Origin of the sequence: Streptomyces alboniger, from assembly GCF_008704395.1 — a bacterium.
GTDB classification, from domain to species: Bacteria; Actinomycetota; Actinomycetes; order Streptomycetales; family Streptomycetaceae; genus Streptomyces; species Streptomyces alboniger.
Map to the genome: position 1 here is coordinate 4,197,335 of NZ_CP023695.1, position 13,572 is coordinate 4,210,906.

General features: G+C 71.7%; 15 protein-coding genes. 5 read left to right on the forward strand and 10 right to left on the reverse strand.

All coding sequences use genetic code 11. The features are described 5' to 3' along the window. Positions 1–15: 15 nt before the first annotated feature. Together CP975_RS18685 and CP975_RS18690 are read right to left on the reverse strand one after the other, a co-directional pair. On the reverse strand, positions 16–789 hold the full coding sequence (locus CP975_RS18685) for an SURF1 family protein (RefSeq protein ID WP_055534963.1): 774 nt from the start codon (positions 787–789) through the stop codon (positions 16–18). Positions 790–819: 30 nt separating this feature from the next. Beyond that, positions 820–2,661: a S9 family peptidase gene (locus CP975_RS18690; RefSeq protein ID WP_055534962.1), complete on the reverse strand. Its 1,842-nt coding sequence runs from the start codon at positions 2,659–2,661 to the stop codon at positions 820–822. Between the two features lie 72 nt (positions 2,662–2,733). Here CP975_RS18690 and CP975_RS18695 point away from each other — a divergent pair, with 72 nt between their 5' ends. Then, entirely contained in the window at positions 2,734–3,558 is an 825-nt protein-coding gene (locus CP975_RS18695) for a class I SAM-dependent methyltransferase (RefSeq protein WP_055534961.1), read from the forward strand. A 43-nt stretch (positions 3,559–3,601) separates the two neighbouring features. Here CP975_RS18695 and CP975_RS18700 read toward each other — a convergent pair whose 3' ends face one another. The 4 genes from CP975_RS18700 to CP975_RS18715 form a co-directional block, all read right to left on the reverse strand. After that, positions 3,602–4,135 carry a GNAT family N-acetyltransferase gene (locus CP975_RS18700; RefSeq protein ID WP_055534960.1) on the reverse strand — a complete coding sequence of 178 codons (534 nt, stop codon included), beginning with the start codon at positions 4,133–4,135 and terminating at the stop codon, positions 3,602–3,604. A 137-nt stretch (positions 4,136–4,272) separates the two neighbouring features. Further along, positions 4,273–4,761, reverse strand: a complete 489-nt coding sequence (locus CP975_RS18705) for a hypothetical protein (RefSeq protein ID WP_150477133.1) — start codon at positions 4,759–4,761, stop codon at positions 4,273–4,275. A 72-nt stretch (positions 4,762–4,833) separates the two neighbouring features. Then, on the reverse strand, positions 4,834–5,241 hold the full coding sequence (locus CP975_RS18710) for a rodlin (RefSeq protein ID WP_150477134.1): 408 nt from the start codon (positions 5,239–5,241) through the stop codon (positions 4,834–4,836). Positions 5,242–5,486: 245 nt separating this feature from the next. Beyond that, positions 5,487–5,897, reverse strand: coding sequence for a rodlin (locus tag CP975_RS18715; RefSeq protein ID WP_055533963.1), 411 nt, complete (start codon positions 5,895–5,897; stop codon positions 5,487–5,489). Positions 5,898–6,189: 292 nt separating this feature from the next. Here CP975_RS18715 and CP975_RS18720 point away from each other — a divergent pair, with 292 nt between their 5' ends. The 4 genes from CP975_RS18720 to CP975_RS18735 all read left to right on the forward strand — a co-directional run bounded on the left by CP975_RS18720 (position 6,190) and on the right by CP975_RS18735 (position 9,858). Next, the gene (locus CP975_RS18720; protein ID WP_055533962.1) at positions 6,190–6,594 is read left to right on the forward strand and encodes a rodlin; all 405 of its coding nucleotides are present in this window, start codon (positions 6,190–6,192) and stop codon (positions 6,592–6,594) included. A 297-nt stretch (positions 6,595–6,891) separates the two neighbouring features. Next, the gene (locus tag CP975_RS18725) at positions 6,892–7,083 is read left to right on the forward strand and encodes a chaplin (RefSeq protein WP_055533964.1); all 192 of its coding nucleotides are present in this window, start codon (positions 6,892–6,894) and stop codon (positions 7,081–7,083) included. Positions 7,084–7,179: 96 nt separating this feature from the next. After that, positions 7,180–7,986: a chaplin gene (locus CP975_RS18730; protein ID WP_150477135.1), complete on the forward strand. Its 807-nt coding sequence runs from the start codon at positions 7,180–7,182 to the stop codon at positions 7,984–7,986. Between the two features lie 603 nt (positions 7,987–8,589). Next, positions 8,590–9,858 (forward strand): glycoside hydrolase family 26 protein, encoded by a 1,269-nt coding sequence (locus tag CP975_RS18735; protein ID WP_150477136.1) that lies wholly within the window; start codon positions 8,590–8,592, stop codon positions 9,856–9,858. Positions 9,859–9,879: 21 nt separating this feature from the next. Here the strand turns inward: CP975_RS18735 and CP975_RS18740 are convergent, their stop codons facing one another. From CP975_RS18740 to CP975_RS18755, 4 genes are read right to left on the reverse strand one after another with little or no spacing between them, the layout of a single operon-like run. Beyond that, on the reverse strand, positions 9,880–11,013 hold the full coding sequence (locus tag CP975_RS18740) for a GNAT family N-acetyltransferase (RefSeq protein WP_055533687.1): 1,134 nt from the start codon (positions 11,011–11,013) through the stop codon (positions 9,880–9,882). Beyond that, complete coding sequence (locus tag CP975_RS18745) at positions 11,010–11,687, reverse strand: YveK family protein (protein WP_055533685.1); 678 nt, start codon at positions 11,685–11,687, stop codon at positions 11,010–11,012. Before CP975_RS18745 ends, CP975_RS18740 begins: the two co-directional genes overlap by 4 nt. Further along, entirely contained in the window at positions 11,684–12,829 is a 1,146-nt protein-coding gene (locus CP975_RS18750) for a glycosyltransferase (protein ID WP_055533683.1), read from the reverse strand. The genes CP975_RS18745 and CP975_RS18750 overlap by 4 nt, the downstream gene beginning before the upstream one ends. Continuing rightward, positions 12,826–13,551 carry a polysaccharide deacetylase family protein gene (locus tag CP975_RS18755; protein WP_055533691.1) on the reverse strand — a complete coding sequence of 242 codons (726 nt, stop codon included), beginning with the start codon at positions 13,549–13,551 and terminating at the stop codon, positions 12,826–12,828. The genes CP975_RS18750 and CP975_RS18755 overlap by 4 nt, the downstream gene beginning before the upstream one ends. Positions 13,552–13,572: the final 21 nt, after the last annotated feature.

Consider the following 13,572-nt stretch of genomic DNA (forward strand, 5'->3'; position numbering starts at 1 on the left):
CGCAGGGGCCCAGGTCTAGGGAGCCAGCCCCAGCCGCGCGTCGCGGGCGACCTCCGCCTCGCGGCGGAACAGGCGGAACCACATGAAGACGACGAAGCCCGCGAAGACGAACCACTCACCGGTGTAGCCGAGGTTCTGGAAGGCCTTCAGATCCAGGCCGGTGTTGTTCGGCGCGGTCGCCGGGACCGCCTTCATACCGGAGTCGCCCTTGTCGAGGGTGACCCAGGCGTCGTACACGTCGTCGCGTACGAGATTGACCAGCGAGGCCGAGCTGATCGCGCCCAGCTGACCCTTGGGGAGTCCGCCCGCCGCGCTCACCCCGTTGGAGCCGGGGCTCTCGGAGGCCTGGAGGGCGCCCTTGACGGTGACCTCGCCCTTGGGGGCGGCCGGGGCCTTGGCGGCGCTCGCGTCACCGGGAAGCCAGCCGCGGACCACGGGCAGCGACTTCCCGCTGTCCGTGCGCAGCAGGGTCAGCACATAGAAGCCGCGCTTGTCACCCAACTCCCGGTCCGGCACGAGGAGTTGCTCGCCGTACCGGCCGGTGGCCGTGGCCAGCTCGCCCGAGGTCTCCTTGTCGACGGGCAGCAGGGCGTCGAGAGGCCGGGCCCCGGCGTCCCGGCCGCGCGCGCCCCGCTGCTCCTCGGCCTGCTCCTTGGCGGACTCGTGGTCCTGCACGCGGTCCTCGAAGCGGCCGAGCTGCCAGGACCCCATGAAGACGCAGAAGGGGATGGCCAGCACGACGAAGACGTTGATCCCCCACCATCGGGGCGTCAGCAGAAACCGGTACACACTCCCACGGTACGGGGCCCCGGCGAGCCGCTAGGCGCCACCCCCCGCCAGGTGCCGCGCCGCGAAGTCCAGCTCCAGGGCGACCTGCTTGATCCGCTCGTCCACGACGAGCGACCCGTGCCCGGCGTCGTACCGGTACACCTCGTGCACCGCGCCCCGCGCGACCAGCCGGTCCACGTAGTTGTCGATCTGGCGGATCGGGCAGCGCGGGTCGTTGACACCCGCCGAGATGTAGACGGGGGCCTTGACCTGGTCCACGTACGTCAGGGGGGACGACGCGGCGAAGCGCTCCGGGACCTCCTCCGGGGTGCCGCCCAGCAGCGTGCGGTCCATCGCCTTGAGGGCCTCCATCTCGTCGTGGTACGCCGTCACGTAGTCCGCGACGGGCACCGCCGCCAGGCCCACCGCCCACGCCTCGGGCTGCGTGCCGAGCCCCAGCAGCGTGAGGTACCCGCCCCAGGAGCCGCCCGCGAGGACCAGCCGGTCGGGGTCGGCGAGGCCCGAGGCGACGGCCCACTCGCGGACCGCCGCGATGTCCTCCAGCTCGATGAGGCCCACGCGGTGCTTGAGCGCGTCCGTCCACTCCCGGCCGTAACCCGTCGAGCCGCGGTAGTTGACCCGCACCACCGCGTAGCCGTGGTCGACCCAGGCCGCCGGGCCCGCCGCGAAGGAGTCGCTGTCGTGCCAGGTGGGCCCGCCGTGCACCTCGAAGACGGTGGGCAGCGGCCCAGAGGCGCCCGCGGGCTTCTGCACGAGGGCGTGGATGCGGCCGCCAGGACCCTCCACCCACACGTCCTCCACCGGCACGGACCGCGGCGCCTGCATGCCGGGCGGGTCCAGCACCACGCCACCCGAGGTGGACCGCACCACCGGCGGCTCGGCCGCCGACGACCACATGTACTCCACGGAGCCGTCGGGCCGCGCGGTCGCGCCCGACACCGAGCCCGCGGGCGTCTCGATGCGCACCAGCTCCCGCGAGGCCAGGTCGTAGCGGAACAGCTCGCCCCGCGCCTCGAAGCCGTGCGCGATCAGCAGCGCGGAGCCGTCCGGATACCACTCGGCGCTCACGTCGCCCGGCAGCCCGAGCACGAGGTCGCTCTCCTCGCCCGTCGCGACGTCCCACAGCATCGGCTCCCAGCGGCCGCGCCGCTGGTGCCCGACCAGCAGCCGCGTGTCCCCGTCGACCGGCGCGAAGCCGAGCACCTCCAGGCCCAGCTCGACCGTGCCGCCCTCGGTGTCGTCCAGCTCGGCGACCGTGGAGCCGTCCGGCCTGATCACGCGGAGCGCGGAGTGCATCGCGTCGCCGTGCTCCGTGTGCTCCACGGCGATCAGCGTGCCGTCGTGGGAGAGGTCACCGACGCCCGCCGACTCGCGGTGGCGGTACACCTCGACCGGCTCCGCGCCCCGGCCGCCCGCGCCGTCCTGACCCACGACATGGATCGTCGAACCGTCCTCGTCCGTGGAGCGGCCGACGACCACCGTCCTGCCGTCCCTGCCGAGAGCGAGCCCCGCCGGGTACGAACCCTCAAGACCCGGCACCGCGGGCTCGTCCGGCCCTCCCGCGAACGGCTGGCGCAGCCATACGCCGAACTCGTCGCCGTCCTTGTCGTTGAACCACCAGATCCACTCGCCGTCGGGTGACAGCACGCCGTCCGTCGTCCCGTTCGGCCGGTCGGTGACCTGGCGCTGGGCGCCCGTCGTCCTGTCCCACGCGTACAGCTCGTACGTCCCCGTCGCGTTCGACACGAACAAGGAGCGCTGCGGCGCGTCCTCCGCCCAGTCCGGCAGCGACACCCGCGGCGCCCTGAAACGCTTCTCCCAGTCCGGCATGGACTTTGACCCCGTGGCCTTCTCGGCACCCGTCTCGCTCATGCCCCCCATAGTGCCCGCACCCGCCCACAATTCGCTGGCGAGGGTCCCCACCCTGTGGATAACTTTCCGACCATGTACTCCACCACCCCCACGGACTGGCTCGAAACCAACCGAAAACGCTGGGACGAACGCGTCCCGATCCACCTCGCGAGCGACTTCTACGACGTCGCCTCCTTCCGCGCCGGCAAGGACGCCCTGCGCGACTTCGAGCGCGCGGAAGTGGGTGACGTACGCGGCAAGTCGCTGCTGCACCTCCAGTGCCACGTCGGCATGGACACGCTGTCCTGGGCGCGGCACGGCGCCTCACGCGTCGTGGGCCTCGACTTCTCCGAGCCCGCCGTCGAGGCGGCCCGTGACTTCGCGGCCGAGCTGGGCCTCACCCCGGAGCAGGCCACGTTCGTCGCCGCGGACGTGTACGACGCGGCGCAGGTGGTCCCCGACCCCTCGTACGACATCGTCTACACCGGAGTGGGCGCGCTCTGCTGGCTTCCCGACATCCAGCGCTGGGCGGAGACCGCCGCCTCGCTCGTCGCCCCCGGCGGGTTCCTCTACCTCGCCGAGTTCCATCCGCTCACCGACATCCTGGACGACGCCACGGGCTCCCGCCTGGAGCACGACTACTTCGCGCGCGAGGCCTGGGTCGAGGAGGACCCCGCCGGGTACGTGGACTCGGACACGCCCACCGTCCACAACCGCTCGGTGGAGTGGCAGCACCCCATCGGCGAGGTCGTCTCCGCGCTCGCCGCGGCGGGCCTGCGCATCGACTTCCTGCGCGAACACGACATGACGCTCTACCGCCGCTTCGGCGCGCTGGAGATCCGGGACGGCGCCTACCGCTTCCCCGAGGACCGCCCCCGCGTCCCGCTCATGTACTCCCTGAAGGCGAGCAAGGTCTGAACGCACCCCGCGCGAAGACCCCGGGCAGAGGCGCTCCAGAGACTTACGGCAACGGCGAGGGCGGCCGCAGCCACCCCTCGCGCCCGGGGTCGAACTCACCCAGTTTCGTCCAGTCCCAGGCCCGCAGGACCTCCCGCCCCTGATCGTCGTCCCGCTTGATGACGGCGACGACGGCGTCTGCGGCGTGCCGGGTCAGGAGCAGCGTCCGCAGCCGGGTGGCGACGCCCGTCCCGCGGTGCGCGGGCGCCACCATCAGCTCGCTCAGCAGGAACACCCGCCCCGAGGCGGTCTGTTCCTCGATGCCGGCCGGCAGGATGCCGCGGAACCCCTCCCACCACTCGCCGGTGGGGGCGGCGCGGTGGCCGTAGAGGCAGCCGACGAGACCGCCCGAGTCGGCGACGACCATGTCGAAGTCGGGCTGCTGGACATCGCGTTCGAAGCGCCGCAGAAAACCCTGCCGGTCGCGGTACTCGGCGCCGGCCATGCCCCGATAGGCCTCGACGTAGAGGTTGGCGACGGAAGCGCGCTGCTGCTCCGCCTGCCAACGGCTCAGCCGCCGCAGGAACACCTCTGCCATGTACGCCTCCCGCCCCGCCCCCACTGAGGACGACTCCCCCTGCATCCCGGACTCCGCATGGTCGCAGCACGGACCGGCTAGCGGAACGGGGCGTGGGGGATCAGTGGGCGGCGGGACAGCGGCCCGGACCGCTGCCGCTAGGAGAACGTCACCGTGCGCGAGGCGGTGGCGTGCCGGGTCATCTTGAGGGTGGGCAGGTCGATGGAGGCCATGGTCACGGCCGCCTGCGCGGTGCTGTTCTTCGCCCACTCCCCGCGGAAGGAGCGCGTCCAGGGGCGGACCGTGTCACTGCCGTCACAGGTCACTTCGACGGTGCGGGCCTGGGTGGTGACGCTCGACAGCTTGGTGGGCGTGGACGGCCCGAAGAGCTGCTTCATCGCCTGGGTCTCGGCCGGGCTCGGCGTGCGGTCGCGCCGGGTCCGCAGGGAGACCATCAGCTGTACGGAGCCCTGCAAGCCCCGGCACGCGTAGGTGCCGGAGAGGACCGCGGCCGACGGACGCTGGCCGAGCCGGGCCGTTCCGTCCAGGGTCACCTCGGGCCGTTCGGCGGCGGTCGCCGCCACGGGAGCAAGGGCCGAGACGGCGGCCACCGCCGCCGTGAGACCGGCCTTAACGATTCGCTGCATCAGAGGCCTTCCGGAGCCGTACGAGCCACAGGGGCCGGCCGGTGTCCGGCCGGCCCCTGTCGGAACTCAGGTTCAGTGGTTGGCGACACCGTTGGCGGAGAGGGCCGAGATGTCGGACAGGATGTGCGACAGCGGCTCGTCGCCCTTGGCCTGCGTCGAGTTCTCGGTGCACTGCTGGGTCTGCGGCGCCGAGAGGATCGGGATGTCCTGGATGCCGACGTTGACGAGGGCGACGATGTTCTGGATGTTGCCCTTGACCGGGAGGCCGACACAGAGCTTGTTCAGCGAGCCCTGGGCCAGGGTCATCTGCGGGCTCATCCGGCCCTGGGTGGCGGAGTTGCCGAACGACTGCTTGGCGCCGTTGCCGCTGAGGGATTCGGTGCCCGAGTCATTGCCGGTGGCCATCGCCTGCGGAACCGCGCTGGCGGACATTCCGGCGGCGGACAGCGCGATGGCGGCTGTTGCGAGCAGCTTCTTCATGGTGAGGGGTTCCCTTCGAGTGAGGCTCCACTCCGGAGCCGCATGGTCATCAACTCAGTGACAAGGCGCGAGTTGCGGCGATTGGCCCATTCGGTGGATAAGTGTGCTGAATGCCAGTTCCTGGGAACGAAGACGAGAGGCGCACCCACTCTCGGCGAGGAACTATGAATGGCCGCCCCGGAACTGAGCACGGAGAAGCGGGCCGCCGAGGAGGAAGCCGGCGGCCCGCTTTTCTGTGGTCGGTGTCAGCGGTTGCGGACGCCGTTCCCGGCGAGGACCGAGATGTCGTCCAGGATGTGCGACAGCGGCTCGTCGCCCTTCGCCTGGGTCGAGTTCTCGGTGCACTGCTGGGTCTGCGGCGCGGACAGGATCGGGATGTCCTGGATGCCGACGTTGACCAGACCGACGATGTTCTGGAGGTTGAGCTTGGCCGGCAGAGCGATACAGGGCTTGTTGAACGAGCCCTGAATGAGCGCCATCTGCGGGCTCATGTTGCCGTGCGTGGCCGAGTTGCCGAACGACTGCACGGCGTGGTTGCCGCTCATCGTCTCGGTGCCGCCGTCGTTGCCGATGGCGAGGGCCGTGGGCGCGGCGGCGGCTGACATGCCGACGACGGAAGCCGTGACCGCAGTTGCGGCCATAACCTTCTTGATCACAGACGTTCCTCTCTGAGTTAGCCCCGTCCTCGGAGCACCCTGAGCAACTGCGCAGGATGGAAGGGGTTGCTGAAATTCACTCCGATGGCCCAATGCGCGGTCTCTCGACGGGTGTGAATCGCCGATCTGCGAATAATCGGACCGTCATTTCTGCGGGGCCTGTTCTATGAGCGATCCGTCGTCGCGGAGCCACCAAAAGATCCGATGGAGTGAATGCGCGGAACTAAACGTGGGGTGGGGAGTTGAGCAGGCCGCAGTAACGTGACCGTCTGCCCCAGAAAAGGAACCGCAAATGCTTAAGAAGGCAATGGCAACGGCAGCAGCCGCGGTCGCCGTGTCCGTGGCCGGTATCGGCTCCCCCGCGATGGCGATCGGTGACGACACCGGCACCCAGTCGATGAGCGGCAACGGCGCCCAGCAGTCGTTCGGCAACTCTGCCACCAAGGGTGACATGAGCCCGCAGCTCTCCCTTGTCCAGGGCTCGCTGAACAAGCCCTGCATCGGGCTCCCGGCCAAGCTCAACATTCAGAACATCGTCGCTCTCGTCAACGTCGGCATCCAGGACATCCCGATCCTGTCCGCGCCGCAGACCCAGCAGTGCACCGAGAACTCGACCCAGGCGAAGGGCGACGAGCCGCTGTCGCACATCCTGGACGACATCTCGGTCCTCGCCGGCAACGGCGGCGGCAACGGCTGATCCGTCACGTCGTAGGGCCCGCTCGGGCCGCCCGCTCTTCACGGTGGGCGGCCCGAGCTTTGTTTGTTCCACCGCCGAATCCGGGATTCTCGCTGCTCGGATTCGCAGTCGAGTGAATTTCCGAGGAACGTCAACACCTCGGTTTCCTCTGCGCTTATCACTCGTTAAGCAGGGCTCAGGTCACGGTGCGGGAACAGGAACTCCCCGCCCGGCCCCGGCCGCCGTTTAGGCGTGGCCCGAAAGAAGGGAAAAGCTGTGAAGCTCAAGAAGAGCGTGACGCTCATCGCCGGTGCGGTCATGGTCCTGGGCGTGGGCGCTCCGGCGTTCGCCGACGCCGGGGCCTCGGGCGCGGCCTCCAACTCCCCGGGTGTCATCTCCGGCAACGTGGTTCAGGTTCCCATCCACGTTCCGATCAACCTGTGCGGCAACACCGTCGACATCATCGGTCTGCTGAACCCGGCATTCGGCAACACCTGCGTCAACGACTGACGTAGCGACTCAGCTGCTCCAGCTGTGTCTTGGCCGGCCCCGGAAGCCCACCGGCTCCGGGGCCGGCTCCCCATCGCACAGAGAAAGACCACTAGATTGCGACAGGCCCTCAGCAAAGGAATGCTCTCCGCCGCGGCCGCCACGAGCATCCTGTCCCTGTCCGGCACCGCCGCGTTCGCCGACTCCGAGGCGAGCGGACAGGCTTCGGGCTCACCCGGTGTGCTGTCGGGCAACAGCGTGCAGGCGCCGCTGGAAGTGCCGGTGAACGTCTGCGGCAACTCCGTGAACGGCGTGGCCGCCCTCAACCCGGCCACCGGCAACAAGTGCGCCACCACCCCCTCTTCGGCCGGGCACCGCCACGACTCCTCGCGCACCGCGCGGAGTTCATCCACGGCCCAGGGGCGTCATGACTCCGCCGGGCACTCCTCAGGTGCCGCCGCCCGCGGCGATGTCACCAACTCACCCGGAGCGCTCTCCGGCAACAGTGTGAAGGCGCCGGTCTCGGTCCCGGTGAACGTCTGCGGCAACACCGTGGACGGTGTCGCCGCCGCCTCGCCCGCCATGAGCAACCACTGCGGCGGCCAGTCGCCCGAACCTCCCGCGGTGCGCCCGCCGTTCGTGCCGGAGCGGCCCGGTCACCGTCCCGGCGAACACGAGCCGCAAGACCCCGGAGCCGGGCCCGCGCCCGTACCGCCGGGGCACGCCCCGCAGTCGCCCCGGGCCGACAACCCGGCGCACCCGGCGTACGCGGCGGACGCGGCAGACGCGGCGAACGCGCAGACCGGGCTCGCCGAGACGGGCATGGACGGAGCGCTGCTGGGGACGGCGGCCGCGAGCACCGGCCTGCTGCTCGGTGGCGCGATCCTCTACCGGCGCGGACGCACCGCCCCGGGCCGCCGCTGACAGCCGTACGAAAACCGGTCGAGCCCCGCTACCTGCCGGGTAGCGGGGCTCAACCGGTCCTTGGCGGCCAAGGCTCTGACGCGTGGTGCCGGGCGCGTACGCCCCGAGGAATCGCGGAGCCGAGGCGGCGGACGGTGGACGACCGGCCCGCTGCGGGGATGTCGCTCACCCACGGCATGGCTGCCGACGGCTGGCGGGAAGCGACCCGGCCTGTCCCGTGAAGCCCGTCCAGTGCATCACCTGACGGGCCGTGCGGCGGACGAGGTTCACCCGTTCGCCCGCCGTGTCACTCATAAGAGAGCCGGTTTTTGAGGTCCGGTACTTGAGGACCGGTAATTGAGGGTCGGTACTTGGTGGCCCGGCTTCGGTGGACCATCGCATACACGGAAGCCGGGCCGGGTGCCGTCTCCGCGTCACCTGAGGCGAGCCTAGGGGTGCCGGGCCGCACGCGTGCGTGCCACGCCTTTGCCCGGCCGCGGTTCCACCCGATCAGCGCGGCCCATATGGGCGGTGTGGCGGATCGCGGGATTAGAAACTCGATTGGCGTAATAGGAATACATATGACGAAGTGTCATGGGTGGTGGTCGAGAAAGAGGAGCGGTTATGGGTGCGAGGACGGGTGCGGGGCGTCGGCGGCACGGTAAACGGCTTTCCTTCATCGCTGTCGGGGTGGTGTCGGCGGTGGTTCTCGTATCGGCGCCCGGATACACGGCGGGCGTCGTGCGCGACGGTGATCCGCCGGGTGCCCTGCCGTCGGCTCCCGCGGCTCCCGGTGCCCCCATGGCATCGGTCGGCCCGGTGGCCCCGGCGGCCTCTCCCGACCCCGCCCCCGACTCTGCCCCCGCCCCCGCTCCCGCCGCTCCGGGGAAGGCGCCCGCCTTCGGCGCGTACCTCCACTACGGGCCCCCCGGGGTGCGGCGCATCGACGAACTCAGCCAGTGGCTCGGCGGGGCCGAGCTGCGGGTCGGGCACACCTACCTCCCCGGTGACCTGTGGAGCAACATCGAGGGCGCTCCCGGCTTCCTGGACGCCTGGGCCACGTGGCGCAAGGAGAAGGACGACAGGCTCTTCGTCCTGAACGTCCCGATGCTCGAACGCAACGAGGAAGGCCTCGACGACGACGAAGTCGCCGGGCTGCTGCGGCAGGGCGCCGACGGCCGCTTCGACCACCACTTCCGGGCGCTCGCCGAACGCCTGGTCGACCTCGGCGTGCCCGACACGGTGATCGTGCCGGGCTGGGAGATGAACGGCACGACCTACACCCATCGCTGCGGCCCGGACCCGGAGTCCTGGAAGAAGTACTGGAGCAGGATCGTCACCACGATGCGGTCGGTGGCCGGGCAGAAGTTCCAGTTCGACTTCACGCCCAGCAGGGGGCGTGACGCCGTTCCGTGGACGCAGTGCTATCCCGGTGACGATGTCGTCGACATCATCGGCATGGACTCGTACGACCAGCCGCGCGGAATGTCGTTCGACGAACAGGTGGCGGAGCCGTACGGACTCCAGCAGCACGTCGATTTCGCGGCGGCCCACAAGAAACCCATTTCTTATCCCGAATGGGGACTTTTCCGCAACGGCGACAACGAAGAGTACATGCGCCGCATGCTGAAGTGGATGGACGAGAAGAAGCCGCTCTACAACACGGTGACCGACTACTGCCCGCACGGCGTGTGGCAGTGCAAGGAGAATCCGGCGGCCTCGAAGGTCTACCGCGATCTGCTCTCCGGCCGTGACGGCACCCCGAGCGTGCCGACCGCACCGGCGCTGCCGCCCGGGTGTTCGCCGGTGGACCTCGGCGACTGGGCGGAGCACTGGCTGGGCGGGAAGCTGTGCCTGCGGTTCGACTGGTGGAAGGGGACGGACCGCTCCTGAGCCGTCACGGGGTGCGGGCCGTCACGTGGTGGCGGCCCCGTCCCCGCGCCGTGCCTCGCGGCGTTCGCGCACCCGCTCCTTCGTCCACCGCCGGGCGGAGGCGTCCCAGACCGCCGCGCGGAGCAGGGGGGCCGTGCGCCTGCGGGCCAGCAGGAAGCGCTGGTTGGTGACCGGCTCGGGGCGCCAGTGGTGCTTGTACGGCTCGTCGCCGCGCAGGAGGCTCAGGGCGCGCCGCTGCTCGCCGCCGGTGTGGCGGGTGCACGCGTCCAGGAGCATCGTGGCCACGTCCACCTTGCGCTCCCGCAGCCGCGGATGGGCGCCGTACAGATAGCCGCCGGCCAGCGTCCCCGAGAGCAGGGTCAGATCGGCGGCCACCACCTCGCCGTCCAGGCGGAACTCGGTCATGACCGCTTCGCCGGCCGCGACCATCGGCCGCATCGAGCGCAGCAGGTGCTCACGGAACCGCGGCCGAAGATGCTCGGAGGTCACCTTCCGGCCGCGCCACTGCAACTGGTGCAGGCGCAGCAGGGTACGCACCGAGGCGTCCACCTCGTCGGCGGGCACGATGCGGCTCTCCACGCCCAGCTTGGTCAGCTTGCGCATCTTGGCCCGGGTGCGCTGGGCCCGCGACGTCGGCAGCCGCTTGAGCAGCTCCTCCATGGGCAGTGCGGGCAGCTCCAGGCACGGCGAGTCGGCCAGCGTCCGCTTCGGCCCCGGCCAGCGTGCGTGGACGCCCTCGACGCAGGCGCCCGGGCGTACCTCCCCGAAGTCGATCAGCGCGGTCCCGGCCAGCTCGGTGAGCCCGGCCACCAGCGCCTCGGTGGCGGCCTCGCGCGCCGCGCCGTCCACCAGGACGTCCGCGAAGTCGGAGATCGGCCCGCCGAGCGGCTTCAGCGCCGGGAGCGGACGGTGCACCCGCATCAGCGGAGCCGCGGCGATCAGCCGGTCCCCCTGCCGGACCAGGAGCACCCGCAGCCGCCCGGGCCGCCCGTAGGACCGCCACCAGGAGGACAGCCACGCGTGGCTCTGGAAGGGCGTGGCCGCCTCGCAGGCCCGGTGCAGCCGCCCCCACGGCTCGGCCAGCGCCTCGAACTCCCTCTCGTCCACGCACAACCGCGTCCTGACGAGGAGGCCCGTGCCCGTCGCCGTGCTCACGGGGCGGCGCTTCTGGCGAGGGCGGACGTGGGGCCGGACACGGGGCCGGACGTGGGGCCGGGAACGGAGGCCGCGCCGGCCGCCTCCGCGCGGCCCCGTGGGCGTACGAGGAGGGCGAGGCCGCCGAGCAGGCCGCCCGCGCATCCGCCCACCAGGGTCGTCACGCCGGTGGAGAGCGAGGACGGCGCGTCGGGCTCCAGCGCGCGGGAGAACGTCAGGAGTCTGACCTGGGTGCTGTCCTTGGAGTGGTTGGCGCTCCTGGAGAGGGAGCGGGCCACCGCGTCGGCGGTGACGGCGGCGGCCGAGGGCCGGGCGGAGCGCGCGGAGATCGCGATCATCGGCGCGTCGGGGGAGGTGGCCACCTGGACGCTGTCCCGCAGCTCCGTGGCCGACACGCCCGCCGCCACCTGCGCGTCGCCCAGCACGGCCAGCTGCGTCGCCACCCGTCCGTAGGCCTGGGCGAACCCGAGCGCCGCGGCCGGGTCCGACTTGGCCTGCGGTACGGCGACGACGTAACTCGTGGCGGTGTACTGCGGCGTCTGGAGCAGACCGTACCCGGCACCGGCCAGGACGCCGAGGGCCGCGCAGGCCGGCAGCGGCCACCAGCGGGGCAGCCGCGCGACGCGGGCACGCCAGGCGTCGGTACGCGGGCGCTCGTTCGCGGAGTCGCTCATCGGGGGTTCACCTCCGGGGTCGGGCCGGGGACGACGGAGGCGTAGACACGCATCAGTCGCTCGGCGCTGCGGGTGATGCAGTAGTGCCGCACCGCGGCCGGTGCGGGGCGGCGCGGCAGGAGGGCGGTGCGCAGGCCGTACAGGCCCTGCGCGAAGGAGTCCGCGTCGCTCGGGCAGTACGAGGCGTCCGCCCGCGCCCCGGCCGGGAAGCCGTCCACGGCGGGGCACGACGCGTAGATCACCGGAAGCCCGCAGGCCAGGCCCTCCACGAGCGCGAGCCCGAACGCCTCCTCGGGGGAGGGGGAGGCCAGGGCGTCCATCGCGGACAGCAGCGAGGGCAGGCCCGGTACACCGTCGGCGCCGCCGCCCTCCTCGTGGGCGGCCTCCCCGGCGAAGCGCACCCGGTCGGCCAGACCCAGCCGGTGGGCCAGCCGCCTCAGCTCCTGCTCCCGCGGACCGGTACCGACCAGCAGGACAGCCACGTCCTCGGGGAGTTGGGAGGCCGCGTGCAGGAGTACGTCGAAACGCTTGCCGTCGGTCAGCCGGCCCACACCCCCGACGACGAACGCGGAATCGGGCAGCCCGAGCCGGCGCCGCGTGCGGACGCGGGCCGCCGGGTCGAACCGGAAGCGGTCCAGGTCGATGCCGTTCGGCACCACCCGGATGCGCTGACGGGGCACTCCCCAGCGGTTCAGGCGCTGTCCGACGGCGGGGGAGACGGCGACCGTCATCCGCCCGAGCCGCTCCCCGGCGAGGTACAGCGCGCGGACACCGGCCGTCAGCGGGCGGCCCTCCATCTGCGAGTCGCCCAGCGAGTGCTCCGTGGCCACCACGGCCCGCACCCCGGCCATGCGGGCCGCGATCCGCCCGTACAGGCAGGCGCGGTACAGGTGGGTGTGGACCACGTCGTACCGCCCCGCCTTGATGAGCCGGGCGAGGCGGGGCAGCGCCGCGACATCGCGGTTGCCCGACATGCCGAGGTCGGTCACCTGGGTGCCGTCGGCGACGATGCCCCGCGCCACGGTGCCCGCGTCGGTCAGCGTGACCACGTCGCAGTCGGCGGGCAAGTGGCGCAGCATCAGGCGCAGTTGCAGCTCGGCGCCGCCCACGCCGAGGCCGGTGATGATGTGCAGGACCTTCATCCGGTGACCGCCGAGGTGACCGCCGGGGCGACCGCCACGCGGTCCAGGGTGCGGTGCCGCAGCCGGTTGGTCCACAGCTTCAGCCGCAGGCGCGGGGCCGTGTCGCTCTGGCCGATGTGGACGCGGGGCAGCGCGAGGACTCCGGAGAGGGGGCCGGGGGAGATCGCGCAGGCGTAGCGGTATCCGGCGTCCCGTACGGCGGCCGTCACCCGCTCGTCGACGTGGCCGTAGGGGTAGCAGAAGCCCTGCACGTCGGTGCCGGTCAGCTCGGCCAGGGCCGCACGGCTGTCGCTGACCTCGCGGCGCAGGAGCCGGTCGTCGGCTTGGGTGAGGTCGACGTGGGTCAGGCCGTGCGAGGCGATCTCCATGCCGTACTCGGCGGCGCGGCGGATGCCGGCGGCGCCCAGGAGCGGCTTGCGGGGGCCCAGCGGGTCCCAGGCGTTGTCGCCGTCGAGGCGGCCCGGCAGGACGAAAAGGGTGGCGGAGCAGTCGTGGCTCCGCAGCAGCGGGACGGCCTCGTCGACGAAGTCGCGGTAGCCGTCGTCGAAGGTGAGCCCCACCAGGTCGCGCTCCTGGCCCCGCGCGCACGCGTCCAGGAGCTGGCGCATCGACACCCCGCGCAGGCCCCGGCGGCGCAGCCACCGCAGCTGTGCGGCGAGGCGGTCGGGGGAGACGGTGATGCGGTACGGGTCGTCGGTGGGGTCGGCGACGGAGTGGTACATCGCGATCCACGCGCGCGTGCG